Raw genomic sequence first — 25842 nt, forward strand, 5'->3', positions numbered from 1 at the left:
AAGGGGGAATTATGAAGTAAGAATTATGAACTATGAACTATGAAGTTTAAGGACTAGGGGGCAGACGGGGGGCAGGGAACAGGAGGCGGCGGAAAGGAAGACAGGATACGCGAGACGGCGGAAACAGGAGACGGGAAACAGCAGCAACCGGTAAAATAGATAATAAGGATTCATTTAGGGGCATTCCAGTAAGGAAGGGAGTGCCCCGATTTAATATATAAATTATTGAATATCAAAAACTTAAAATCAATAACCATCCAACATACCACATCTCCAACTTCCAAAAAATTGGAACCGCAGATTTATTTCGCAGGTTTTGTTTCCATCCTCCTCCCGTCTCCCGTCTCCATCGCCTCCATTCTCCCTCCTCCATTCTCCTTTGTCTCCCGTTCCATTCCCCCATCTTCCTTTCTTCCATTCTCCTTTCTTCCATTCTCCTTTGTCTCCTCTTCCCTACCCCTTTTCAAACTGCGACTCATACAAACTGTGGTAATAGCCCTTCCGCTCCAGCAATTCTTCATGAGAACCAATTTCCCGGATCTCCCCTTTATCCAATACAATGATCTTATCTGCCTTGCGGATCGTACTGAGGCGGTGCGCAATTACAATCGCCGTACGGCCCGATATCAGGTTTTCAATCGCCTGCTGAATCAATTGCTCACTTTCCGTATCCACGCTGGAAGTGGCTTCATCGAGGATCAAAATGCTTGGATCATATAAAAGTGCCCGGATAAAAGACAAAATCTGCCGCTGACCTAATGACAACGTTGCACCCCGCTCCATCACTTTATAATCATAACCGCCGGGTAGTGACTCTATGAATTCATGCACCCCGATCATTTTAGCAGCACGTTCAACCTGCTCGCGACTGATGGCTGGATTGCGAAGAGTAATGTTTTCAAGTACCGATCCGGAAAAAAGAAAAACATCCTGAAGCACCACACCGGTTTGCCGTCTCAATGCTTCCAACCGGTATTCCTCCACCTCTACTCCATCAATCCTGATACTGCCTTTATTGATATGATACAAGCGGTTCAGGAGGCTAATGATCGAAGTCTTGCCACTACCTGTATGCCCCACCAGGGCTACTGTTTCGCCAGGTTCCACCGTGAAATTCAGATCCTTTAATACATACTGCTCATCCTTGTAAGCAAACCAGACATGGTCAAATTCTATTTTACCCGCCACTTTATCCGGTGCAAAGCTTCCTTCGGTCTGGATATAATCTTCATTGTCCAGTACCTTAAATACCCGTTCACTGGCCACCATGCCCATCTGCAACACATTGAATTTATCTGCTATCACCCGAAGCGGACGAAACAGCAGGTTCAAAAACAATATGAAAGAGATCATTTTACCTGCCATCTCAGCCCCCTGCTCGGGTGGCAGTTGCAACGCATGACTCGCCGCCCACCAAACCAGCAGTCCGGTGGAGACTGCCAGTACAATTTCAACCACCGGGAAAAAGACCGAATAGGCAAAAATCGCATTGATATTGGCGTTCCGGTGTTCTTTATTGATTTTTTTAAACTTGTCAAACTCCCTTTCCTCCGCCGCAAACGTCTGCACCACCTGGATCCCCGTCAAATGCTCCTGTACAAAGGCATTCAACGCCGCCACTGCATTCCGCACCCGGATAAAAGACCGGTTTACACTTTCCTTAAAAATATAGGTTGCCAGAATCAGGAATGGAAAAGGCGCCAGGCTGATCAGGGCCAGTTTCCAGTCGACCCAGAACATGACAAATAATATTGATAAAATGGAAAGGAAATCAGCAATGATGGGAATCAGTCCGTCTGAAAAAACTTCATTTACCGATTCGATATCATTGATCGTACGAGTGGTAAGTGTACCAATGGGTGTTGCGTCAAATTGGGAGAGATTCAATCCCACTACCTTATTGAAAACACGCACCCGCAGGTTTTTCACCACCGTTTGTCCAAGCCAGGAAGTAGTGAATGTAAAAAAGAAACGGAACAGGGTCTCCACGAGGAGCAATCCGAATTGAATCAAGGTGATTCGGATTACCCAATCGAGCATCCCGTTCCGTATGTAATTATTTACTGTGATCTGGATCAGCCAGGGTCTCACCGGTGTTAGTAAGGCCAGCAAGATTGCCAAACCCAGTGATAACATCACTTTTTTCCGATAAGGTGCGGCAAGGCTGAATACCCTTCTCAACAATGTCCAGTCAAATATCTTCTTATTGCCAGAGGTCGATGACATGGCGCAAAGATATTATTCTTCCTCTTCCACCCCTCTGTAGGCTTTGATAAAGATCGCACCCAGGTTTTTATAGGGTGGGATATAATCATCAAAGCGCTCTTTTGCCTCCCCTGTAAAAAGCTTGCCAAGCTCCGTCCACATGGGCATCCATTCAATAGCAGCGCCATTTCTAAGGGAAGTATTAATAGAATTCAATATAGGTTCATTCACCGCGCGGGCACCTATCTGCTTGGAGGAAATGATATGGGCATCCGGACTAATCGTCAAGACGTCATTCAGGTTATTGTAACCACCACAGGACCCCAGCACTACAATGCGCGCACTAGGAGTAATTTGACCAAGTGAAGACTTCACATGATAACTATGTCCGCGATGGATATACACTGTTGGATACAACTGATTCTGATCCAGGTATTCCTGCAATTTGGCCTGGGCTTTGGCATCCGGATCATCCAATCCGTATAGCGGCTTGTTCGCAAAAATCCATACCGGCTTTCCTTTGGTGGATTTGATGGTAACAAAATCCTTGTTTTCGGTAACCGCCCATTCGGGTTTTCCCTTGAACAGGGTCATGAAATTCGCGAAGGAAACCTGGCCATCCTTATCGTCATCGCCGTAGAAAAAGACCTGCTGAATAACCCGACCGGCTGAGTCTGCAAGACGTTCAAACGGTACGGTATATACCGGAGGTATGCCCAAAGCTTTTGATAAATCGACTTTCGAAGTAGTATCCGCCGATTCAAACAACGTTTTTTCAATCTGGTAAATCTTCTGCCCATTTAGATCACCGTTCTGAACATTGCGTTCATAGTTCAAACGGGCTTCTTCCAGCATATTAGCTGCCAGCACTTTATTCTTTTCAAAGATGCTGGAATAGGCATCTGCCACATCTACCGCATCCTCCACATTATTCAGGCTGGTTGTTTTTTCCAGGCCAAACATGAAAGATTTCATCAGCACTGTTGCGTTGGAATCCGGCATCAGTTTAAGCAGGGTATCTAATTCATTATATGCCGCAGCCATTTTGATGAACTTCCTGAAATAGTCAAAATTCATACTCATGAACAAACTATCGGTTGGAGTTCCTTTCAATTTGGTAATGATCCTTTTGAAAACGCCCCGGTAGCTGGAAGTATAAATTTCATCTTCCCCCAGCACACAGAGATAATAGAGCTCTTGCGGATTCAAAGACTCCACCACTTTAAACCGAACCGGGTCAGGGGAATTATGCAATCCGTTGATCTGGCTGATAAAATACTGGCGGGCCTTGTTATCCATGCGTTCAATAAGGGCTTTCCGCTCCATTGGGGTATCTTTCTGCAGCATCCGCTCTGTGTGGTTGAGGCGTGTTTTCACCATCAGGCGGTAATATTCCAGGTCGTTGTCTTTCACCTTATCAACCTCTTCAAAAGTCATTTTACCACGGTAAATTTCATCAATGAAGGGAAAGTATAACTGACCACTGCGACTGGAAGCCATTTCCGCAATCACTTTCACCACTGGATCAGGGTGAATGCGGATATACCGGGCCAGCGCATCATTCGAAGCTGCATAATCGTAGACCTTACGCGGATCACGGCGAGCTTCGGCAGCTATCAGGCTATCGCGCTTTGGATAAGCAAAATTGGTTTTCAGGAAAGGCATGGTGCGCTCAGGATATAGCTGCAGGTATTTGATCTGCAGGATATCTTTACTGGCTTTTACCCCAATATTCTCCGGATAGGAAAAACAATCCACAATGATTTTGCCTACCCAATAATGAGATTTGGCAACCACAGGATCAATACCCTTACTTTTTTTATCCAACGACATGGCTTCGCTGAAATGCTCAATCATTTCCGGAGCCAGTGCAGGCTGGATCTGACGGGCACGGGCACCCGAACCAAAATTCCTGGCAAGGATTTCCAGCCCTTTTAAATATTTAATTTTTTCATTATCCTTCAGTAGAGAATCCAGCTCAACCGATTTCTGGATAGCATCCAGCTGGTCAACCATCGCATACCGTACACTTGTATTAATGGTCTCATCCTTACTCAGTGGAATATAGCCTTTCACATAAGAGCCGGGCTGCTGAAACAGTTTCTTTTGTTCTTTATCGATGTTTTCATGAAAGATCACACGGCTGCGCTCCACCGGATAAGTGGCAACCGGCATGGCCTGGAAGCCAGATGCCGAGGTCTGTGCGATCGAACCCAGACTGGCTAAAACCAGGCTGGAAAAGGGTATCAGTTTGTTCATAGATAGGAGCCTTGGATTCAAATTTACACAATGCAACACCTGCATAACGTTTCAGTAACACTAAAATTGCCCTTAACAATTTCATAATCGGCTGAAAATTGGCTGCTTATCAGGCAGCATTAACTTTGCGTAAACAAATTATTAATGGATAACAGGGATAAAAAGATTCTCATCGCCGATGACGAACCGGATATTTTAGAAATCATCCAGTACAATCTGCAGGCGGAAGGATACACCGTTTACACTGCCAAAGACGGTGATGAAGCCCTGATGAGAGCCAAACAGATCAAACCCGACCTGATTATTCTGGACATCATGATGCCCAAAAAGAATGGGGTGGAAGTTTGTGAGTTACTTAGATCCCAACCGGCCTACAAGGATACCCTTATCATTTTTCTTACAGCGCTGAGTGATGAATCCTCCCAGTTGAAAGGGCTCGACACGGGTGCAGATGATTATATAAACAAGCCCATTAGCCCGAAATTACTAACCAGCCGGGTGAATGCCCTTTTCCGCCGGGTTACCAAAAAAGAGGAAGCCGGAACCGGTGTGCTGATGATGGACAATCTGGTGATCGATCCCGTTAAGTTCGTGGTAATGGTGGACGACAAGGAGATAACCCTCGCCAAAAAAGAATTTGAGTTATTATATTTACTCGCTTCCCGTCCGGGTCGGGTATTCCTTCGGAACGAAATCCTGAACCAGGTTTGGGGCAATGAAGTGATCGTAGGAGACCGCACCATTGATGTGCATATTCGTAAAATCCGGCAAAAACTGGGATTAGATTGTATTACCACCGTGAAAGGGGTTGGATACAAGTTTGATTTATGATCCAATTCAAAAATTTATCACCAAGGCAGGTGAGTGCTGTGCTGGCATTTGCCATTTCGGCATTAGTGGGGCTCGCTAATTTCATCCTGGTGGACGACTGGCTGATCGCGCTTGCCTCCTTTGCAGTTTTATTTCTGGTTGCCTACCTGCTCATTTTTTATTTTTTGCAGCAATTCATCTATCGCCGGATCAAGCTTATTTATAAGTTCATTTACCAGACCAAGGCAACCAAAAGGGAGGAGTTTTATAACAAATACATTATACCTCAGAAAAGTATTGATGAGGTTAAGGAAGACGTGGAGAAATGGGCGGTACAGCGGCAGGGAGAGATCGAGGTATTACGTAAGAATGAGGCATTTCGAAAGGAGTTTCTACAGAACCTGGCACATGAATTCAAGACTCCGATTTTTGCTATACAGGGATATATCGATACACTTCTAGGGGGCGCGATGGAAAACCCGGATGTTCGTAAACGTTTTCTGGAAAATACCAGCCGAAATGTTGATCGCCTGGTAAACCTCATGAATGACCTGGATGAAATATCACGTTTAGAAAGCGGAGAGCAGGTATTGTACAAACAGTATTTTGTGGTGCAGGAACTGATCCGCGAAGTTATTGAATCACTCTCCATTAAACTAAGTCAAAAGGAAATTACAGCTTCTATTAAAAAAGGGTGTGAGGCGCCTGTTTATGTTTTTGCAGACAAGGAGCGGATCCGTCAGGTTATGATTAACCTGATATCCAATGCCACCAAGTACGGCAAGCCTGGCGGCAGTATAGTTATCAGTGTGTACAATACAGATGAGTTTAAAGTATTGGTGGAGGTAAGCGATGACGGAATTGGAATCGAAGAAGCACATTTGCCGCGCATTTTTGAACGGTTTTACCGTACTGATAAAGCTCGTAGTCGCGATAAAGGCGGCACAGGTCTGGGCCTTGCTATCTGTAAACATATTATTGAAGCTCATGGCGAATCCATGCACGTACGAAGCAAACCGGACGTTGGAACCACCATTGGATTCACACTTTCGTCTACAAGAGGAGAAGGATAGGAAATAAAACTGCCCTACGCGGTAGCGTAAGGCAGCATAGAAAAACGGTGGAAATCAATAACTGAGTTCTGCTAATACCGGGTAGTGATCAGATGGAAATTTCCCATGATAGGTATCTGTCAGGACACCATAACGGATCACTTTAAATGGCTTGCTGATGAAGATATGATCAATAATATCTTTTGATTTGGGGAAAGGACGGAAGCTGTTAAAGCTTCCATTGTTTACATAGGGGTCTTTAGCCAGGGTATAGGTATCTTTCAGATTCGAACTGTTTTGAATCTGTAAATACCAGTCAGATTGATGATTTCCGTTAAAATCGCCCATCAAAACGACCGGATTTTTTCCGGCAATAGCCTGGATTTTCTTTAAGATCAGTTTGCTGCTTTCAGTTCTTGCAACTACTCCCTGGTGATCATAGTGGACATTAAACACATAAAATATTTTCTTCGCTTTTTTATCTTCCAATTTAAGCCAGGTACAGATCCGATTGTGTTTGGCATCCCAACCCCAGCCGGGTGCATCCGGTTTTTCAGATAACCAGAAGTCACCACTGTCTTTTACCAGAAAACGATCTTTTTTGTAAAAAATAGCAGAGTGCTCGCCCTTTGTTTTGGCATCATCCCGACCTAGTCCATAAAACGCGTAACCAGGAAGAGCGTTTTGCAAATCATCCAACTGGTGGCGTAAGCCTTCCTGTGTACCAACAATGTCAAACTGGTGAAAGCGAATAAGGGCTGCACAAACAGGAGCCCTGTCGACCCAAAGATTACCCGTATCATTCTGATTAGCATAACGGATATTAAAGCTGCCTGTAACCAGATTTTGCGCCTGCACCAGGAAACCTGCTAACAGCATACAGAGCAAAACCACTAATCTTGTTTTTTTCATGTTGTTCTGTTTATTGCCTGCTAAAGTTATTTTGTATTTGATGGTTTTCAGCAGGAATCCAGTTGATTTCGGAAATTGAAGTTAGAGGATTATTTTTTGATGATTGATACTCAGAATGGTGGAGCCAGTTCCCTCTTCTTGAATTTATTTCTGAAATAAAACATGGAAGCAGCAGTTGCTATCAATCCAATAATTCCTGATACAAGAACCAGTTCCTGGTAAAAATTCAACCAGGACAATTGAATATTAAATACTGATTTACTCAGCAAAACAGTAACACTTCCCAGGTAACCAAACGAATCTGCCAGGTAAATCAGGAATCCAACGTTGCCGGTTATGCGGAAACTGGCAATCAACCGGTCAAATAAAATACTGTTGAACGGAATATATACAAGATACAGACCTAACCCAACTCCCAACATCCAGTAAAAAGTGGATGCAGTCTGCTGCCTGTAGGCAATGGTGATCAGCAGGCTAAGTAAAAAACCGATTCCCATAATCCAATGAGTCAGCATCAGGGCTTTGAAGTTCTGCTTTATCAGTACCATGGAAGCAATAAGTACCAACAATACAACAGTAATAATCGTTTCGGTTTGAGCAAAAACGCTTAGGTTAAATTGATCCCCTGAATCACGCCACATATCTGCCATAAAGCTGTCGCGCACCTCTCTGAGAATGGTCACCAATGAATAAACCAGCACCAGCAAAAACAAACCAGGGCCATAGGTTTTAACCAGTTCCATACGCTGACTACCGGTCATGGGCAAGCGCACCGTACGATGCCGGATATCGTCCTCGGATGGAGGTGGAATTTTTTCCATCAGTACCACAAAAAAAACCAGTGGCAGGGCAAAAATGGCACCGGTGGCAAAAGGCATCCAGTATTCCGAAACGCCGAGCTGTTCCATCACAAAGGAAGCAACGGACTTGGCGAGTCCCGATCCGAAAATAAAACTCACTGCGAGCGCTGCACTGATAAAATCGGTCATACGCCGGCCTTCAACATAGGAGAACACTACCCCCCAAAGCATCCCCAGTGGAAATCCGCTAAAAAAAAGACAGGGCCAGTTATAAGGGGCGGGTATCAGTCCGAATGCGAGCCAGGAAAGCCAGGCAACACCGGCGAGGATCAGAATCAGTCTGCCCCTTCCCATTCTTTTCATGGAAGCGATGAACTTGATACCATAAAATTTACTGGCCATATAACCGGCAACCTGGGTGATGACCAGGACAATTTTATAATCGAGTCCGGCCAGGTTAAACCCTTCAAAAGCTGCCACATTAAATGCCTTACGAAAGGCAAACAGGCTGGAATAGAGGCAAAACGCAATCAGTGCCGCATAAAAAGCGCTTAACCAGTCTTTTTTGGTGAACATCACTCAATATACAAAACCCGGACTATAGAAATAGTCCGGGTCTAAACTGCATGAGAAAATCTTGCTGCTATTGAAAACACAACAACTGAGACACAAATCTCAGCATCTCTTATTACCGAATTATGAATGAGAGGTTAAGTAAACATCAGCTAACTAAGGCGCAATCGCTTCTTTCTTCCAGGTCTGCAATTGTTGACGGTTTGAAGCCGACATGGGAAAATGATAAAGCCGCGCATTTTTAATGTACCTGAAATGAGGAACCTGGCAATCCAGGTTAAAATAAACGGTATTGTAAATTGCTCCATCAATAAAGCAATAGATTTTACCCTGCCGGGTGCAGGATACTGGCGCAATGGTATCATAACGCAGATCGTTGATCAAAGCTTTTATTTTTGAAGGATCCGAATTAACCAGGTAGGTAAAAAAACGATCTTCATCTTCCTTATCATAGAAAAGCACCTGAATGCTGTCAACCGCAGCCATTTGTGGAAACAGGCTGTCTCCTATTGCATTTTTCTTTTCGGTACAGGAAAGAAATGTGATCAGAAGTCCGAAAAACAGGCAGTATTTCATATATCCAAAAATAAATTGCCGCTTTGCAATTTCTCACAAAGCGGCAAAAAGAGTTTAGGAATTATTAATAAACGTTCGCACGCGGGTTAAAGCTGGACCAGCCTTGCGCCCAGTTGGAAGTTCCGAAAGCACCAATATAGGAAGTGGTGGTGAAGAAGCTGTCCATACCGGTAAAGCTTGCACCTGTCAAGGCAGGAGAACCGGCTTTGGGTAGGAAATTAGGAGCTGTTAAATTGAACGGATCATTTAACTGAACTGCTTCACGGGATGCTAATGTTCTGTTACCCTCTGATTCTGCTTTTGTCTGAAGAATATCATTTGTAGCAAATACTGTCTTAGCACCATCATCCTGTACATTGTAAGGTCTGGTGTAAACTGCCACAATATTATTCTTGAATTCAGATAAGCCATCTTTATAAGCCTGGGCAGTTGCTGCAGATTCCATTGAGAAACCAGCACGGCGATGACCAATCAACAAAGAATTGTTCAGTACAAAACGGGTAGCTCTTCTCCAGCGATTGGAAAATCCATGGTTTGAATTAGAACCGGTTGTATCATAAGGTCCGATCAAAGTAAGGTTGGAAAGGTAAGGGCGGGTAAACGGCTCAGCATTGGAACCTGATCCATCGTTATCACACTCGATCCCATTGGCCTGGTCAGTATCAGCTGGTTTATCACGCAGAGATACTGCAAATTGAATTTTACCCTGGTAACCAAAATCGAAGTCAAAGTCATCGTCCATGGTACCAAAAGCGATCAGGTTTTTACAGTTTACTGTACCACCAAAGAACTCATATGCATCATCTGCACCATAAGAAACCTGTACGTTTTCAATAATTGTACCGGAGCCTACTCCACCCAGCGTTAATCCATTGATCTCGGATCCTGGCTCGGCAGCAATACCAGAAAATTCAATACGCACATAACGAAGAGTTCCACTATTATCAGCAGCATTGGTACCACCATAAGGGCGGTTAACACCACCTTCGATAATTGGAGCCGGAGACTGCGGGCGGTTAGTTGGTGCATTACCCAACAGGATGATTCCACCCCAATCGCCAGGCGCACGCTCACCTGCAGGACGGCCGGAAGTAAATACAATCGGAGCATCAGGACGACCATCAGCAATCAGGCGGGAACCACGCTCAATGATCAGGGCACCTTTATCGCTTACATCACTTTTAATTATGGTGCCTGGTTCGATAGTCAGCACAGCGCCATTGTTTACATACACATATCCTTTCAGGGTCCAGGTTCCACGAGTCAGGGTTACGCTTTCATCAATGGTACCGTTTAAAACACGGGCAGTGGTATCCGTACCGCCACCTGGATTGTTAATTGTATCACCCACTTCTACCTTTATACAGGAAGTAATAGTTACCGCACTAATCGCGATGAGGGCAAATTGTTTTACCAATTTCATTTTATACAGTTTAAAAAGTTGAGTAGTGTTTATAGTTGTTTATTTTCTTAAATCGAAATCATAGGTGAAGCCAATTGAAATATTGGTACCAGGACGATAAGAACTAAAGAGTCGATCTCCATTCCCTTTATTGAATTCTTTGCTACCTCCTACATTCTCAAAGAGATAAATCTCATTGTTAAGGATGTCTGAGAAGGTTAGTTTCAATTCTCCCTTTTTCTTCAATATCCTTTTGGATAACTGGAAGTCAAGCAGGTGACGGGGACGCTCATATATATCCGGGAACTCACCGTTACCTACCAATGCAAGGCGGGGTCCTATTCGGTTATACAATACTGTTGCATTTAATCCTTTATCGGTTGAATACTGCAGCCCGGCATTGATCAGGTAGGGAGATTGTCCCTGTATCGGACGGTTAGAACTGATAGTTTGACCAGTTGATGTTGCATCCGGGAAGCTTACATCCGAAAACAGGTAAGTGAAGTTTCCGAAAGCCGTCATGTTATCGAAGAATTTGCTATCCCCCAGGAAATCCATGTTTTTGCGAATCTCCAATTCTGCACCATAAGTATTCGCTTCAGCAGCATTCTGATAGAAGTATAAACGGCGGTCGGCATTGGAACCCGGATCCAGTCGGAATTCGATAGGATCAGTGAAACGCTTGAAGAAAGCACCAATTGTAAAGGCTTCTCCCGCTCTTGGATAAATCTCATAACGAAGGTCCAGGTTCAGGATTTTGGTTCGCTTCAGATCCGGGTTACCGGAAACGCCATAGTTTGACTCATAATCGAAGAACTGGAAGGGAGCAATCTCACGAAACTCCGGACGGGCAACAGTTTGGAATGCGGCAAAACGAAGGTTCTGAGTGGTATTGATTGAATAGGTCAGGTTTACAGAAGGTAAGAAGTCGTAGGTTTCTGTATTCACATCGATGCGTTTGGCAGTTACATCTTTCGATGTCAGATACTGCTCAAAAAACTCCAGACGGCCACCCCAAACCAAACGAACTTTATCACTCAATTTATTATCGAACATCAGGAACCCGGCATTGATAGCTGATATACCAAAATACTTATCAGAGTTTCCGGTAAAATCATCCACAACATAACCATTGATACCAAAATTATTGCGGTTAAAAATCTGGTCGTATGGTAAACTCACGAGATCATCATTGAAATTCGGTAGGCTCGCTTCGCGGTACCGGAAAATTCTAGACTGGAAATCACGGAAGCGTACAATCGTAGAACCACCTAATTTGAAATTCTGCTTCTCACCAAAAAGTTCGAAGGGAATGGTAAATGCACCGGAAGCTGTTACCGTATGATCCTGCAGATCTGACCAGAAACGACGGGAATCATCCGGATCGATTTGTTTCACATTACTTCCAAATGCCTGTGTGTACTGCTGCGTTCTAAGATCAGGCTGATCCCTAGTAACCAGTGAATACCCGGCGTTCCAGCGGAATTTTGCTTTAGCAATTGATAGTTGATGATCACCCTCTAACTGGCTACTGAAAAAGTTACGCTGGTTTAAGAAGGAAGAGTAGAAGTCCACATTCTGGTTACGGTTATTATTCACACCACCCCGTATGAAGTAATTGTCATCGTAGAAACGGTTGAAAATATTCTTAAAGGAAATTTTATTTTTTTTCTGTGAATAGGTCAGGTTGATCAGGGCTCCCAGGTTGGTCTGGTAACGATTCTGACGGTCTTCAAACTGGAAAATCGGGGTTCCGTCATTTTGCGTAAACTGGCGATCTACATTGTAACGAATCATTGAGTTACGATACACTACAGAGGCAATCAAACCCAGTTTGGCATCATTTTTCAAGACTCTGGAACTACCGTAGGCAATATTATAGGTCATGATGGGAAGTGCCGTAGTGTTGCGCTGTGCATATACATCATCGCGGAACAGCTTTGAATCTCCTATCTGATCGTTCACATTCTGTCCGCGGTATTCCTGGGGAGAGCCCGGGAAACCTGCAGGAAATTTACGAGTGCCATCATCAAAACCCAGCCAATCAGTGGATGTTCTGGGGTTGCTGATAAAATCCTTAAACGTAGAGTTGGTATTGAATCCGAACTGAACGCCAACAGAAAGGAAATCTTTGGTAGGAATATCTTTTGTTTGTACCTGGATCAAACCACCTGCAAATTCACCGGTCAGCTCAGGAGTAGCCGTTTTGTTGATAATGATATTATCAATCATATTGGCAGGAATCACATCGAAAGAGAAGGCCTTACGGTCTGGTTCAGACGAAGGAAGCTGGGCATTGTTGATAAAGGCCGCGTTGTATCGATCACTCAAACCCCGAACGATAACAAATTTATTATCCTGGATAGAAGCACCGCTCACCCGCTTCAATACTTCACCAGTTGTACGGTCGGGTGTTCTTTTGATCAGGTCGGCAGCAATACCACTCGATACTGCTGTATTATTACGTTGCAGGTTAATCAGTGCAGAAGTAGTTTCACGACGTACGGAAGTTCTTACAACTACTTCTCCCAACTCTGATTTCGTTTCAAGCACAATGGTAACATTGTTCTCTACACCTTCTTTTAATTCAACCTCCTCAACCAGTTTGGTATTATAACCTGCACTGGATACTCTTAATACATATTTTTTCCCTGCAGCCAGGTTGAGGCTGAACCGACCTTCCACATCTGCAGCAACCCGTTGTTGAGCACCTTCAATTGCAATGGTGGCACCGGGTACAGGTTCATTTTGGGTATTGATTACTTTACCACTGAGTTTGATTGTTGTTTGTGCTGCGGCATGCAGTCCGGTCATCAACACCAACAACAACAGGTAGGTAAATTTTTTGCTCACAACTAAGGGATTTATTTGCGGGCAAAAGTAGAAGGGCAATATTATCGCCCTGTTATTGGAGCGTTAACGAATTGTAACTCCAATGTTACCGGAATATTAAGGAGGCCTGAAGGCCTTATCCTACAAGGATTTAGAAATTCAATTGCGCCTGCAGGCGCAGCAAACGACCACTTTGTTTGTTATCAGGATTGGCCGCATCTTCGTAACGGCGATTAGAAAACACATACATAGCTACCAGCTCAACATTTCGGTTGATCTGCCATTCGGCACCCAGTTCCAGTTCATTCACCTGGTAACTACGCGCATCGAGCTCAAATTTTTTACCTCCCTGATAATAATGGTAACGCGCGAAAGGAATCAACACCATTTTACCCGGCTTCATCATATAGTTAGCGATAAAATAACCTCCCTGCAATTTTTTTTGCTGAATTGTATTAGTGGCCGGATCATATTCTGGACCTGTTCCAACATTATATTCTGCCTGGATACCAAAAGGTTGTGGGTATAATGTAAATGACGCGGCAACCCGTTCATCTTTATAACTTGCCTCGGGGTTAATTAGTTTGACGCCGCGGGTGGTATCGGCAACAGTGTATTTTCCGGTGTAAGCCTGAATGCCAGCTTCGATGATTTGCCCGTTGGACAATTGGGTAGGCCATGAAAACCGGCCGACCACATGCACCTGGCGATTCTGGTCGGGTCGATTGGCAGATTGTCCGTTAAACACGCCAAAACCTGCAACGCCATAATCCCCGGAGCCCTTGAGTCCATCCTCCGTGAGACGACTCAATAACTCTCGCTTTTCTGCAGGGGCCCAATATAAAAAAGCACCGATATCCCGCTCGTTAACAAAAGAGGAGTTGATACCATCGCTACGATCCAGGGGTAAGCGATTGGAGCTGCTCTGCATACCTTCAAATCCGTAAGGAATTTTACTTTGACCAACCCGAATGCGCCAGGTCTTTTTTTCATCAAAAGCAAGATCAAAATAGGCATCGCGGATCTGACCATAATTGAGTCCTCCACCGGCAGAGGAGGCAAAATCAGGTTGTATATATATAGACACCCGATCAGAAATATTTCCCTGGATTATGACCCGGACCCTGCGAAGAAAAAATCCTCCATTACCTCCCCAACTACGGTCACATTGCTCACATTTTAAGTTAGGATTGGTTTCCAGCAGGCGATTGTACCGTGTTTGAACATAGCCCCGGATCGTGAATGTCTCAAACCACTTCTTCTTGGTAACGGCTACTGTTGTCACCGAATCCTGGCCCGACACATTAAAAAAAACAGTCAACCCAATCAGAATCAAGCCAAAAACACGGTAAAACGAAGCCATTTACTGGAGTTAATTTAATGTTACCAAATTATTAACGGCGGCAAAGGTACCCGTCAAATACAGGCGGGGCGGGTACGCAATGTTAAGAAATTATTACCAAAGCCCCCGACACCCTTCAACAGGGTAAAGCGGTCTATTTTTGCGCAAAATTTAGTTATGGCACTGTCCTCGATCCTGAAACTGTTCACTCCCAAGGATAAAGTCTTTTATTCTCTTTTTGAAGAAGTAGCAAATACTGTTGCCAAAATGGGCGCTCTGATGAAAGATGTGGTGAGTGAATCGGACTTCGACAAGAGAGCGGGGCTGATTTCAAAAATGGAGGATCTTGAACATGTGAATGATGATCTGACCCATAAAATCTTCACTGAGCTCGGCAGAAATTTCATTACACCATTCGATCGCGAGGACATACACTACCTGGCAACGGCACTGGACGACATTTGTGATTATATATTCGCGTCAGCCAAAAAGATCAACTTCTATAAGGTGAACCCGAATGATCCCGGCATCCAGAAAATGGCTGACCTGATTGAGCAGGGAGCAGAGCATATCAAAAATGCAGTAATTGAACTGCGGAACATGAAAAACATGCGCCAGATCACCGATGCACTGGTAAAAGTGAACAGCATTGAAAACCAGGCGGACGATATTTTTGATCTGAGCATTGATCGACTCTTTGAAACCGAACCAGACGCTAAGGAAGTAATTAAAAAAAGAGAGATCTACCAGGTAATGGAAATCGTTACCGACAAATGTGAAGATGCCGCCAATGTAATTGAAAGCATCATCATTAAATATGCATAAAACAACTAAGTGAGATGTGAGACGTGAGACGTGAGACTTTACACTTCTTACTTCCTACTTCATACTTCATAATTCATAACTCATACTTCCGTCCATGACTTTCCTGGTAATCATCATTGTGTTAGCCCTGATATTTGATTATATCAATGGCTTCCATGATGCAGCTAACTCAATAGCAACCATTGTATCAACTAAAGTACTGACACCCTTCCAGGCAGTTTTATGGGCAGCCGTATTCAACTTTGCCGCATTCTTCATTTCCAAATACCTGATTGGAGAATTCAAAATTGGCAATACCATCGCCAAATCAGTCCATGAGAATTTTATCACGCTGGAAGTGATCTTTGCCGGCCTGATAGCCGCCATTACCTGGAACCTGTTAACCTGGTGGTTTGGAATTCCCTCGAGTTCATCCCACACATTACTCGGTGGATTTATGGGTGCAGCAGTAGCACATGCAGGCGGAATGGTTAAAAATGGGGAAGATGTAATCAATTACGCAAAAGTATTACCCACTTTTCTCTTCATATTCCTTGCTCCGGTAATTGGAATGATTATAGCCTACATTATAACTGTAATCATATTGAATATTTGTAGGAAAGCAGTGCCGTACAAAGCTGAAAAATGGTTCCGGCGATTGCAGCTAGTATCCTCAGCCCTATTCAGTTTGGGTCACGGTGGAAATGATGCGCAAAAAGTGATGGGTATCATAGGCGCTGCCGTTATCTTTTTCGAAGTTCAAAACGGAAATACTGCCTACACAACGCTGGATTCCGCACACCGCTTTTCTCATTTTGTGGAAGATTACTGGTGGGTACCTGTTGCAAGTTTTACGGCGATTGCATTTGGAACATTGAGTGGCGGATGGAAGATTGTTAAGACGATGGGTACCCGAATTACAAAAGTTACACCACTAGAAGGAGTTAGTGCAGAAACCGCAGGTGCCGCAACACTCTATCTGACGGAAGCATTGGGGATTCCCGTTAGTACCACTCATACCATTACTGGCGCTATCATCGGTGTAGGTGCCACCAAACGTTTGTCGGCCGTTCGGTGGGGCGTTACCATTAATCTGCTTTGGGCTTGGATCCTCACTATTCCTGTGTCGGCCATCATTGCAGCAATTGTATATTTTATTATTAAGGCAATATTCTAAGAAATTACTTAGCCAGCAAAAGGGGTGTCGGTCGGCACCCCTTTTTCATGCACACATAGAGAATTTGGCTTATATTGCCGACTATTTTATGCTACTATGAAAGGAATTATTCTTGCCGGGGGTTCAGGCACCCGGCTGCATCCAATTACCTATGCCATCAGCAAGCAAATCATGCCGGTTTATGACAAGCCAATGATTTATTACCCACTTTCCACGCTGATGCTGGCCGGAATCAGGGAAATATTGATTATTTCAACTCCACACGATTTGCCTCTGTTTAAAAAATTATTAGGCAACGGAAATGAACTGGGCCTTGAAATCAGCTATGCGGAACAACCTACACCAAACGGACTGGCCCAGGCATTTGTAATCGGAGCACCTTTTATTGGAAAAGACAAAGTTGCACTTGTACTGGGAGATAACATATTCTACGGTGCAGGCCTTGGAACACAACTTGCGCATAATACAAATCCAGAAGGTGGAATTGTATATGCCTATCGTGTAAGCGACCCTGAGCGGTATGGTGTGGTAGAATTTGATAAAAACAACCAGGTGATTTCCATTGAAGAAAAACCTGTCCAGCCAAAAAGTAATTACGCTGTACCTGGATTGTATTTTTATGATAATACCGTGATTGAAATTGCCGCCAACCTGCAACCAAGTGCCAGGGGAGAATACGAAATAACGGATGTGAACAAAGAATACCTGACAAGAGGCAAGCTCAAAGTTTCCATTATGGATCGTGGCACTGCATGGCTGGATACCGGAACTTTTGATTCGCTGATGCAGGCTGCACAATTTGTGCAGGTTATTGAACAAAGACAGGGCATTAAAGTAGCCTGTATTGAAGAGATAGCCTGGAGAAAAGGATTTATTAACAACGAACAACTTGAAAAAATTGCACAACCTTTATTGAAGAGCGGGTATGGACAATACCTTATGACCGTTCTAAAAGAAGGTTGACACTATAAGATATATCATTAACCTAAAACAATCCCATGAGCAAGATTTTGGTTACCGGTGGATGTGGTTATATCGGTTCACATACCGTGGTTGATTTGGTTGAAAACGGATTTGAAGTCATTTCTGTCGATAACAACTCCCGTTCTACGCCTCGTATACTTGAAGGAGTAGAAAAAATCACTGGTAAAAAAATCAAAAATTACAAAGTAGACCTCTGCAATTTTGATGACACGTATGCCATCTTCGCAGAGAACAGCGATATCGCCGGCATCATCCATTTTGCAGCCTACAAAGCGGTTGGTGAATCTGTGGAGCAGCCCCTCCTCTATTTTGAGAACAACCTGGTCAGCCTCCTCAACCTGCTGAAATGTGTGCAGGAATTCAAAGTTCCTTATTTCGTATTTTCCTCTTCCTGCACGGTGTATGGCAACCCTGATGAAATTCCCGTTACAGAGAGCACTCCACCAAAACCGGCCGAATCTCCTTATGGTTATACCAAACAGATGGGAGAACAAATTATCAGTGAATTTGCGAAAGTGAATCAAACCCAGTGTATCCTGCTTCGTTATTTCAATCCGGTAGGTGCGCACCCCAGTATTCAGATCGGAGAATTACCAATTGGCCGGCCGGCAAACCTGGTACCTGCCATCACCCAGACGGCTATCGGTAAAATACCGCAACTGACTGTCTTTGGAAACGATTACGATACAAGAGATGGATCTTGCCTGCGCGACTTCATCCATGTTTCGGATATCGCCCATGCACATACGCTCTCTCTCCAATACCTGATAAAAGGAAAAGGAAAAAAATCCTGTGAAGTGTTTAACCTCGGTACAGGAAATGGGGTTACCGTACTGGAAGCCATCCGTGCTTTTGAGAAAGTAAGCGGACAGGCACTCAATTATTCGATCGGTCCCCGCCGCTCGGGTGATGTCATCGCAATTTATGCCAACAACGAACATGCGGTGAATGAACTGGAATGGGAACTAAAATATAACCTGGAAGACATGATGGATACAGCCTGGAGATGGGAGAAAAAACTGAAGGAGGACGAGAACCTTTTCCAGGTACAGCAGGCCAATCTGAATTAAGTATCTTAGCAAAATAACAGTTAGCGTATGTTGAAGGAAATCCAGGTGACAGGAAAAAAAGATACCCGCAGCGGCTTTGGCGATGGCATTACGGAACTCGGCAGGACCAATCCAAATGTGGTAGCTCTTACCGCCGACCTGGCTGGCTCACTGAAACTGGGAACCTTTATCAAAGAAAATCCCGACAGATTTATCCAATGTGGGATTGCGGAAGCGAATATGGTTGGAATAGCAGCTGGCTTAACAATCGGCGGCAAGATTCCATTTACCACCACCTTCGCCAATTTTTCTACCGGCCGGGTCTACGACCAGATCCGGCAATCCGTAGCATATTCCGGCAAGAATGTAAAGATCTGCGCCTCCCATGCAGGCCTTACCCTTGGTGAAGACGGTGCTACCCATCAAATTCTGGAAGATATCGGCATGATGAAAATGCTTCCGGGTATGACGGTCATCGTTCCCTGCGATTATGAGCAAACACGTCAGGCCACCCTGGGCATTGCGGCATATGAAGGACCAGTTTACCTGCGGTTTGGTCGCCCGGTTTGGCCAATTTTCACCGAAGGGCTGCCTTTTGAAATCGGCAAAGCTCAATTTTTCAGCAAGGGAACGGATGTCAGCATATTCGCATGCGGACATATGGTCTGGAATGCAATCGAAGCAGGTAAAAAACTGGAGGCAGAAGGCCTAAGCGTGGAGATCGTAAACATTCATACGATCAAGCCACTTGATGAAGAAGCCGTTTTGGCCTCTATCCGGAAAACGGGTTGTGCCGTTACAGCGGAAGAACACAATGTTTTAGGCGGTTTAGGTGAAAGTATTGCCCGGGTTACCGCAAAACACCATCCTGTTCCCATCGAAATGGTTGGCACTCAGGACACTTTCGGTGAAAGTGGAACACCTGCCCAATTGCTCGAAAAATACGGACTTAGCCCCGATCATATCGTGGAAGCCGCCAAAAAAGTAATTTCCCGAAAATAAACTTACCGGAACCACCCGACCGGTTCAATTATGGCAACAGACGATCTAGAATTATTGGCCCAGTTCAGACAACCTGAAACAAAGGAGCGTGCTTACACTTCTATTGTCAGGAAATATCAGGAACGGCTATACTGGCACATCCGTCGGATGGTCGTAAACCATGAAGATGCGAACGATGTGCTCCAGAATGTGTTTATCCGGGTATGGAATGGCCTCGATAACTTCCGGGAAGATTCCAAACTTTATACCTGGCTATACCGGGTGGCAACCAATGAATGCCTGAGCTTCCTGGAACAACAGAAGAAAAAAGCATCGGTTTCGCTTTCTGATGTAGAAGAAGGACTGATCAACCAGGTTCGGGCTGAAAAAGACTTTGATGCACAGAAAATTGAATGGAAACTGCAACTTGCCATTCAAAAACTGCCGGAAAAACAGCGGATTGTATTCAGCTTGAGATATTATGACGAAATGCCATATGAAGAGATGAGCCGGGTGCTGGATACCTCCGAAGGAGCACTGAAAGCATCGTATCACCATGCAGTTAAAAAAATTGAAGACTATTTACTAAATCATTAAACCTGGGCCAGTTGGCAGGGTCTAATAAACGATGACGCCCGATCAGAACATAGAAAATGAATTATGGGAGTTAGCTCCGGCACTCATTGGTAAGCAGTCCCTGCATTCCTATGATGTACCTGTCGGGTTTTTTGAACAATTCCCTCAAAGAATGCTTCAACTGGTAAAACAGGATGAAGCAAAGGAGGAAATTGAAGTTATTTCTCCCCTGCTGGCCGGCTTATCAAAAAAAATGCCGTTTACGGTACCGGAAGGGTATTTCGAACTATCCCCTGCTTCACCCCTGAATACAATTGGAACAGAAATCCCATATACAGTACCTGCCGGATATTTTGAAGAACTACCTCAACGAATGCTAAGCAAGGTTCAGGCGGGCAACAACATAGGGAATGCTACTCATACAGCTCCTTCAAGTTCCGGCGCTAAAGTAATCTCACTGGGCAGGTCCTGGATACGATACGCTGCTGCCGCTGTAGTTACTGCAGTGATTGCCCTGGCTGGCTGGTTGTATTTCCGCCCGGCATCCGATAGTTTGGGTGTTAATCCGGCTTTCGTAAAGCAATTGGACAAGGAAATCAGGGAGATCAGTGATGAGGAAATACTGGAGTTTACGAATCCTACCAGTACAATCTATTATGGAACAGCCGTGCTTACTCCGGGCGAATTATCCGGATCTGAAGTACATGATCTCCTCGGAGATGTTAGCGACGAAGCGCTGCAACAATACCTGCAGGAATTCAATGGCAAAAACGCAAATTCAATGAACTAAAGGGAAAGGCATGAAATATATTTTTACACTTCTTTTTTTTATAGGCTCATTTCAACTGGTAACCCAGGCGCAACAGCGCGACGGGGAACGATTGGAAGCGCTGAAAGTAGCCTACCTGACCAAGAAGCTTAATCTAAATACGGAAGAGGCGCAGAAATTTTGGCCTATATACAATGAATATATGGCCGATTTAAAAAAAGTTCGGCAGGAGAACCGTGGGGGTGATGAACTCAAACGCGAAGAGAAGCTACTGGAGGTCAGAAAGAAGTACCAGGCATCCTTTAGCAAGGCATTATCCCCTGACCGGGCGAATCAATTCTTTAAGGCCGAAAAAGAATTCTACGGATACGTTCAAAAAGAACTACAGGAACGCCGGCAACAGCGCCAGGATAACCGGGCGCGCTTTCGTGATAACTAACTCACGCGGCCTTGGCGAGGTGATGGCTTAACCGTAAGTTGGTATTTTGACATCATGGTAAAAAAGGAATTTCCAGTTGTTTTCCTGGCCGGTTTTCCACCATTCCTGCCGAAGTTCCATTGCACGTTTCCCATCAAAGTCGTATTTGGCAACGAATTTGCTCTTCATTTGCTGTAACTGGGGCGCATTATCACCTCCAAAAAACACAGTACTTCCTCCGTCCACGATCCTAAATATCTGGTGGAATGGGCAATGCCCGCCTACCAATTGATACTGAATATAACTGTCGATCACCCCATCTCCATCCAGCAACACTACCTGAGGCGCAGATCGCAAACATTCCAACTCTTCCGGTATATAAGAGGGGAATCCCTTTTCAAAAGCGAAGTCAAGTTCCTTACGTTGTACATAATAGGTTGCCTGCGGGAAGGACAACTCTATCTTTCCAGTTTCATGATTGCGATGGCTTACTCCTCCTGCATGATCTTTATGCAAATGGGTCATCAATACCTTCGTGATTTCACCTGGATTAATCCCGGCATCCATCAGGTTGCTGAACAACTGTGGACGCCCATCTACTTCGAATCCAAGCCCGGCATCCAGTAATAATACATCTTCACTGGTTATTACTACAAAGGGCTGAACTTCTACCAACAAACTACCAGTCGGACGATCATTCAATTCATCTTCGTGGTGATCAAAGGGCACAAATTGTTTGGTACCATCAATCGTGAAACTTCCTTCTGAAAGAGGGATTACTCGCATATTTTTTGAATTTAACGCAGTACCATCTGCCGGTCTGCATCTAATCGGATTAATATAAACAAGGCAGCAGTAAAAGTGATTAAAGAGGTTCCACCGTAACTAATAAACGGTAGAGGAATTCCGATCACCGGAGCAAGCCCGATGGTCATGCAGATATTAATCGCAATATGAAAAAACAGGATGGATGCTACTCCATACGCATAAGCCCTGCTGAAGACACTTCGTTGTCGTTCTGCCACTGTAATGATCCGCATTAATAGTAAAAAATAAATGGCCATCAGGATAAAACTTCCTATAAACCCGAAACCTTCACCAATCGTACAAAATATAAAGTCGGTTCTTTGCTCGGGTACAAAATCGTAACGGGTTTGTGTACCTTTTAGCAAGCCTTTTCCGGCCAATCCTCCACTACCAATTGCGATCTTGCTTTGTTTTACGTTGTAATCACCTCCATCATCCTTTTTCTTGGCAGGTGCTTCTTCCAGTACAGCTGTGCCTCCACTGGGCGCATAATCCTTTCCAATGGTATCGTAGATTCGTTTAACCTGGTAGGGCTGCAAAACTGATTCAAACACATAGGGTACCAGGAAACGTTGAATACCCACACATACCATCCAGATACCGACAATTGTAATGAGAATTTGTTTTCTACGTTTAATTTGTCTGCGTAAAATATAAATCGCTGCCAATGCAATACCGGTAAGTATCATTGCCAGTGTGTTCGGCTCCATCAGGAGAGTCGCAACAACCAGTACTGCAAAAGAAAATCCGATAATCAATATACCCGCCGGTAAACCTTCCCTAAACATGACTAGGAAAAAAGAAAAATAAACCAATGCCAACCCGGTTTCCTGCTGCAGTATCGAGAGTATGGCAGGTGTGAGTGCTATCGCGGTTGCAATTAACTGTGATTTTGTTTTTGAAAAATCTGTTTCAACCCGGCTTAAATATTTAGCCAGTGCAAGTGCCACAAATACTTTGCAAAGATCCGCTGGCTGCAACTGGAAACTCGCAAAGCGAATGATTGACCTTGTACCCTTGATTTCTGTATGGAAAGGAAATACGAGCAGCAACAAAACAATACCAAATGCATACCACAAATTGGCCGTCGCAGTAAAAAACTTTGAATCCGTTACCATGATAATGACTGCGATGACCATGGCCAGCAGCCAAAATATCAATTGCTTGCTGTAATCGGTTTTGAACGATGTAAAGGACTGCAGGATGGGTTCACCCTCCTTGTAGGTAGCACCGAATATGCTTATCACCCCGATGGCACATAGCATCATATAAAGGCCTACCAATAACCAGTCAATACCTTTTGATGAATTTCTTGCGTTCATAATCAGGCAGTTACAGGATGGGTGAGAGAATATTGTTCAGGAACAATGGCTTCCGGTCGCTGCCAGGTTGTACGGATATCCCGAATCGGAGATGGCGAATTTTCTTTTTGCTGCAGGCTGTCCTTTTTATATTCCCTTCTTAAAAAACGCTTGATCGCACTGGAATCCTTTGTCATCTTGAACCAGTTATAGGCTCGAGTTGAGTCGGCCTTATACTGTTCACGCACCAGCCAGCCTGGCATCAGGTTGGCCGCAGCGATCCGTTCTACTTCCTTCAATCGTTCTGTACGCAAGGTATCATTCAGGAATTTTTCCATCATCAGCGCTGCAATTGGTCCTGCCCAGGTTCCACCATATCCCGCATTTTCCACAATCACAGCAATCGCTATTTTCGGATCCTCTCTTGGTGCGAAGCATACAAATACCGAGTTGTCTTTCAGTTTGGTTCGCTTTCCATCAATCACCCGATAGTTCTCAGCCGTTCCGGTTTTTGCGCAGACATTAATATCAGGCAGTTTGGCTACCCGTGCTGTTCCAATTTCCACTACATCCTGCATACCTGAAATCACCGCTTCATAAGCATCATCCGGGATACTTGTCAGCGGTTCATGTTTGATCCGGAATGGATTCATGATGGAATCAGCGGGCGTTTCATCATCAATGTTTTTTACAAAATGAGGGGTATAATAGTATCCTTTATTTGCGATGATACACATGGAATTGGCCAGTTGCAACGGAGTAGCCAGCATCATGTCCTGCCCAATACCCAGGGTCAGGTTAGTACAACTGTTCCAACTGTTGCGATACACTTTATTGTACACCGAACTGTCCGGAATGTTGCCCCGGTCTTCACTTGGAAGATCTACTCCTACCCGAACCCCAAGATCGAATGCATTCATGTATTGCTTCCATTTCTGGTAACCGTTTTTCACCCCTTTGTATTTGCCTGCATCTACTGATAACCGGTAGATATGTGTGAAATAGGAGTTACAGGAATTGGCAATCGCCAGCCGAAGGTTAGCCGCATGTCCGGCGTTGGAATGGGTACATTTTACAGGTCTCGAACATCCATAGTATGCACCACTACATCCAATTCCAAAGGATGGTGTGATAATACCTTCATCCAATGCCACCAATGCGCCCAATGGTTTAAAGGTAGAGCCCGGAGGGTACTGTCCTTTAATGGCGCGGTTCAGGAGCGGACTACTCACATCCAGGAAAAGCTTGTTGAAGTTTTGTTGCTTATTGGGACCCGTCAACATGTTGGGGTCAAAATTCGGTCCAGATACCATCGATAAAATCCCTCCCGATTTGGGTTCAATGGCAACCACAGCACCTACTTTGCCCTGCATTAATTTCTCGGCTAGTTGTTGCAGTTCTATATCTATATAAGTATGCAGATTTCTTCCTGCAACGGCTGCAGTATCATAAATCCCGTTTTCGTACTTGCCTACCAGCCGATTTTTATTATCCTTGATAAGGTACTCTACCCCCCGTTTGCCCATCAACACGCGTTCATAATAGGCCTCCAGTCCGGTTTTGCCGATGTAATCACCCAACCGGTAAAATCCATTCGAACGTTTGATATTACCGGAATCGGCCTCACCGATATAACCCATAATATGGGCGGCTGCTTTAAATGGATACACCCGAACCGGGCGTTCCACCAGGGCGAAACCCGGGAATTTATAAATATTCTCTTCCAGCCTAGCGTGCATTTCCGGAGTGAGCAGATCTTCGAATATACTTGGCCGATAGCGACCGTTTTTCAGTATGGCTGTTACTATTCTCTTTTTAAATTCTGCCGTATCAATTTCCACCAGTTTACATAGGAAACTGGTGTCAACTCCCTTGATCTGAGAAGGCGTAACTTCCAGATCATACATGATTGTATTGTTCAGAATAGCCTTTCCTTTACGATCGTAAATGATACCACGATCGGGATACCGCACTTTGGGGTATACCGCATTGTTAAAGGCAAGGGCCTCATATTTACTGGAAAACAATTGCAGGTTTACCAACTGTGCCACAATGATCAGAAACACGCCCGCCACAATCAGACGGATAACAGTTGAACGCGATTGGTTAAACACAGACATATGGGAATGGGAAATGGAGAATTATATGGGCAAAGGTAGGGAAAACGTGAGACGTGAAACGTCAGATGTGAGACGCAAAAACAACTTCTCACT

22 protein-coding genes are annotated in these 25842 nt (G+C 44.4%); 10 read left to right on the top strand and 12 right to left on the bottom strand.

What is annotated here, in order from left to right:
• Positions 1 to 302: 302 nt before the first annotated feature.
• Genes L0U88_RS16485 through L0U88_RS16495 form a run of 3 tightly spaced genes read right to left on the bottom strand, consistent with a single transcriptional unit; the run spans position 303 to position 4464 of the window.
• A complete protein-coding gene (locus L0U88_RS16485; RefSeq protein ID WP_234867258.1) occupies positions 303 to 479 on the bottom strand; it encodes a hypothetical protein in 177 nt (58 codons plus the stop codon).
• The gene (locus L0U88_RS16490) at positions 454 to 2226 is read right to left on the bottom strand and encodes an ABC transporter ATP-binding protein (RefSeq protein WP_234867260.1); all 1773 of its coding nucleotides are present in this window, start codon (positions 2224 to 2226) and stop codon (positions 454 to 456) included. The genes L0U88_RS16485 and L0U88_RS16490 overlap by 26 nt, the downstream gene beginning before the upstream one ends.
• A 12-nt stretch (positions 2227 to 2238) precedes the next feature.
• Positions 2239 to 4464, bottom strand: a complete 2226-nt coding sequence (locus L0U88_RS16495) for a hypothetical protein (RefSeq protein ID WP_234867262.1) — start codon at positions 4462 to 4464, stop codon at positions 2239 to 2241.
• A gap of 144 nt (positions 4465 to 4608) precedes the next feature.
• On the opposite strand from L0U88_RS16495, the gene L0U88_RS16500 reads away from it, so the two are divergent.
• The gene (locus tag L0U88_RS16500; protein ID WP_234867264.1) at positions 4609 to 5295 is read left to right on the top strand and encodes a response regulator; all 687 of its coding nucleotides are present in this window, start codon (positions 4609 to 4611) and stop codon (positions 5293 to 5295) included.
• On the top strand, positions 5292 to 6347 hold the full coding sequence (locus L0U88_RS16505; RefSeq protein WP_234867265.1) for a sensor histidine kinase: 1056 nt from the start codon (positions 5292 to 5294) through the stop codon (positions 6345 to 6347). Before L0U88_RS16500 ends, L0U88_RS16505 begins: the two co-directional genes overlap by 4 nt.
• A gap of 54 nt (positions 6348 to 6401) precedes the next feature.
• Here L0U88_RS16505 and L0U88_RS16510 read toward each other — a convergent pair whose 3' ends face one another.
• The 6 genes from L0U88_RS16510 to L0U88_RS16535 form a co-directional block, all read right to left on the bottom strand.
• Positions 6402 to 7238, bottom strand: a complete 837-nt coding sequence (locus tag L0U88_RS16510; protein WP_234867268.1) for an endonuclease/exonuclease/phosphatase family protein — start codon at positions 7236 to 7238, stop codon at positions 6402 to 6404.
• Between the two features lie 110 nt (positions 7239 to 7348).
• On the bottom strand, positions 7349 to 8614 hold the full coding sequence (locus L0U88_RS16515) for a DUF5690 family protein (RefSeq protein WP_234867269.1): 1266 nt from the start codon (positions 8612 to 8614) through the stop codon (positions 7349 to 7351).
• Between the two features lie 153 nt (positions 8615 to 8767).
• On the bottom strand, positions 8768 to 9187 hold the full coding sequence (locus tag L0U88_RS16520) for a hypothetical protein (RefSeq protein ID WP_234867271.1): 420 nt from the start codon (positions 9185 to 9187) through the stop codon (positions 8768 to 8770).
• Positions 9188 to 9251: 64 nt separating this feature from the next.
• Positions 9252 to 10610, bottom strand: a complete 1359-nt coding sequence (locus tag L0U88_RS16525) for a beta-helix domain-containing protein (protein ID WP_234867273.1) — start codon at positions 10608 to 10610, stop codon at positions 9252 to 9254.
• A gap of 39 nt (positions 10611 to 10649) precedes the next feature.
• Positions 10650 to 13442, bottom strand: coding sequence for a TonB-dependent receptor (locus L0U88_RS16530; protein ID WP_234867275.1), 2793 nt, complete (start codon positions 13440 to 13442; stop codon positions 10650 to 10652).
• Between the two features lie 130 nt (positions 13443 to 13572).
• Positions 13573 to 14784, bottom strand: a complete 1212-nt coding sequence (locus L0U88_RS16535; protein WP_234867276.1) for a porin — start codon at positions 14782 to 14784, stop codon at positions 13573 to 13575.
• A gap of 156 nt (positions 14785 to 14940) precedes the next feature.
• Here L0U88_RS16535 and L0U88_RS16540 point away from each other — a divergent pair, with 156 nt between their 5' ends.
• The 8 genes from L0U88_RS16540 to L0U88_RS16575 all read left to right on the top strand — a co-directional run bounded on the left by L0U88_RS16540 (position 14941) and on the right by L0U88_RS16575 (position 21542).
• Positions 14941 to 15588, top strand: coding sequence for a DUF47 domain-containing protein (locus tag L0U88_RS16540; protein ID WP_234867278.1), 648 nt, complete (start codon positions 14941 to 14943; stop codon positions 15586 to 15588).
• 94 nt (positions 15589 to 15682) lie between these two features.
• Positions 15683 to 16744, top strand: coding sequence for an inorganic phosphate transporter (locus L0U88_RS16545; RefSeq protein ID WP_234867280.1), 1062 nt, complete (start codon positions 15683 to 15685; stop codon positions 16742 to 16744).
• Positions 16745 to 16840: 96 nt separating this feature from the next.
• The gene (gene rfbA / locus L0U88_RS16550) at positions 16841 to 17707 is read left to right on the top strand and encodes a glucose-1-phosphate thymidylyltransferase RfbA (RefSeq protein WP_234867282.1); all 867 of its coding nucleotides are present in this window, start codon (positions 16841 to 16843) and stop codon (positions 17705 to 17707) included.
• A gap of 35 nt (positions 17708 to 17742) precedes the next feature.
• The gene (gene galE / locus L0U88_RS16555) at positions 17743 to 18798 is read left to right on the top strand and encodes a UDP-glucose 4-epimerase GalE (RefSeq protein ID WP_234867284.1); all 1056 of its coding nucleotides are present in this window, start codon (positions 17743 to 17745) and stop codon (positions 18796 to 18798) included.
• Between the two features lie 27 nt (positions 18799 to 18825).
• Complete coding sequence (locus L0U88_RS16560; protein ID WP_234867286.1) at positions 18826 to 19779, top strand: transketolase family protein; 954 nt, start codon at positions 18826 to 18828, stop codon at positions 19777 to 19779.
• Positions 19780 to 19809: 30 nt separating this feature from the next.
• A complete protein-coding gene (locus tag L0U88_RS16565; protein WP_234867287.1) occupies positions 19810 to 20355 on the top strand; it encodes an RNA polymerase sigma factor in 546 nt (181 codons plus the stop codon).
• A 31-nt stretch (positions 20356 to 20386) separates the two neighbouring features.
• Entirely contained in the window at positions 20387 to 21124 is a 738-nt protein-coding gene (locus tag L0U88_RS16570) for a hypothetical protein (protein WP_234867289.1), read from the top strand.
• Between the two features lie 10 nt (positions 21125 to 21134).
• Entirely contained in the window at positions 21135 to 21542 is a 408-nt protein-coding gene (locus L0U88_RS16575) for a hypothetical protein (RefSeq protein WP_234867291.1), read from the top strand.
• Positions 21543 to 21569: 27 nt separating this feature from the next.
• Here L0U88_RS16575 and L0U88_RS16580 read toward each other — a convergent pair whose 3' ends face one another.
• Genes L0U88_RS16580 through mrdA form a run of 3 tightly spaced genes read right to left on the bottom strand, consistent with a single transcriptional unit; the run spans position 21570 to position 25749 of the window.
• On the bottom strand, positions 21570 to 22307 hold the full coding sequence (locus L0U88_RS16580) for an MBL fold metallo-hydrolase (protein WP_234867293.1): 738 nt from the start codon (positions 22305 to 22307) through the stop codon (positions 21570 to 21572).
• An 11-nt stretch (positions 22308 to 22318) separates the two neighbouring features.
• Complete coding sequence (gene rodA, locus L0U88_RS16585; protein WP_234867295.1) at positions 22319 to 23650, bottom strand: rod shape-determining protein RodA; 1332 nt, start codon at positions 23648 to 23650, stop codon at positions 22319 to 22321.
• Positions 23651 to 23652: 2 nt separating this feature from the next.
• The gene (gene mrdA / locus L0U88_RS16590) at positions 23653 to 25749 is read right to left on the bottom strand and encodes a penicillin-binding protein 2 (RefSeq protein ID WP_234867296.1); all 2097 of its coding nucleotides are present in this window, start codon (positions 25747 to 25749) and stop codon (positions 23653 to 23655) included.
• Between the last annotated feature and the right edge of the window lie 93 nt (positions 25750 to 25842).

The organism is Flavihumibacter fluminis, from assembly GCF_021491375.1.
GTDB lineage: Bacteria > Bacteroidota > Bacteroidia > Chitinophagales > Chitinophagaceae > Flavihumibacter > Flavihumibacter fluminis.

Coding starts and splice junctions, on each gene's coding strand:
- L0U88_RS16485 (WP_234867258.1), bottom strand. CDS start 479: ATGAGTCGCAGTTTGAAAAGGGGTAGGGAAGAGGAGACAAAGGAGAAT.
- L0U88_RS16520 (WP_234867271.1), bottom strand. CDS start 9,187: ATGAAATACTGCCTGTTTTTCGGACTTCTGATCACATTTCTTTCCTGT.
- mrdA (WP_234867296.1), bottom strand. CDS start 25,749: ATGTCTGTGTTTAACCAATCGCGTTCAACTGTTATCCGTCTGATTGTG.
- L0U88_RS16505 (WP_234867265.1), top strand. CDS start 5,292: ATGATCCAATTCAAAAATTTATCACCAAGGCAGGTGAGTGCTGTGCTG.
- L0U88_RS16570 (WP_234867289.1), top strand. CDS start 20,387: ATGACGCCCGATCAGAACATAGAAAATGAATTATGGGAGTTAGCTCCG.
- galE (WP_234867284.1), top strand. CDS start 17,743: ATGAGCAAGATTTTGGTTACCGGTGGATGTGGTTATATCGGTTCACAT.
- L0U88_RS16535 (WP_234867276.1), bottom strand. CDS start 14,784: ATGGCTTCGTTTTACCGTGTTTTTGGCTTGATTCTGATTGGGTTGACT.
- L0U88_RS16560 (WP_234867286.1), top strand. CDS start 18,826: ATGTTGAAGGAAATCCAGGTGACAGGAAAAAAAGATACCCGCAGCGGC.
- L0U88_RS16495 (WP_234867262.1), bottom strand. CDS start 4,464: ATGAACAAACTGATACCCTTTTCCAGCCTGGTTTTAGCCAGTCTGGGT.
- L0U88_RS16565 (WP_234867287.1), top strand. CDS start 19,810: ATGGCAACAGACGATCTAGAATTATTGGCCCAGTTCAGACAACCTGAA.
- L0U88_RS16545 (WP_234867280.1), top strand. CDS start 15,683: ATGACTTTCCTGGTAATCATCATTGTGTTAGCCCTGATATTTGATTAT.
- L0U88_RS16575 (WP_234867291.1), top strand. CDS start 21,135: ATGAAATATATTTTTACACTTCTTTTTTTTATAGGCTCATTTCAACTG.
- L0U88_RS16525 (WP_234867273.1), bottom strand. CDS start 10,610: ATGAAATTGGTAAAACAATTTGCCCTCATCGCGATTAGTGCGGTAACT.
- rodA (WP_234867295.1), bottom strand. CDS start 23,650: ATGAACGCAAGAAATTCATCAAAAGGTATTGACTGGTTATTGGTAGGC.
- L0U88_RS16500 (WP_234867264.1), top strand. CDS start 4,609: ATGGATAACAGGGATAAAAAGATTCTCATCGCCGATGACGAACCGGAT.
- L0U88_RS16510 (WP_234867268.1), bottom strand. CDS start 7,238: ATGAAAAAAACAAGATTAGTGGTTTTGCTCTGTATGCTGTTAGCAGGT.
- L0U88_RS16490 (WP_234867260.1), bottom strand. CDS start 2,226: ATGTCATCGACCTCTGGCAATAAGAAGATATTTGACTGGACATTGTTG.
- L0U88_RS16515 (WP_234867269.1), bottom strand. CDS start 8,614: ATGTTCACCAAAAAAGACTGGTTAAGCGCTTTTTATGCGGCACTGATT.
- L0U88_RS16580 (WP_234867293.1), bottom strand. CDS start 22,307: ATGCGAGTAATCCCTCTTTCAGAAGGAAGTTTCACGATTGATGGTACC.
- L0U88_RS16540 (WP_234867278.1), top strand. CDS start 14,941: ATGGCACTGTCCTCGATCCTGAAACTGTTCACTCCCAAGGATAAAGTC.
- rfbA (WP_234867282.1), top strand. CDS start 16,841: ATGAAAGGAATTATTCTTGCCGGGGGTTCAGGCACCCGGCTGCATCCA.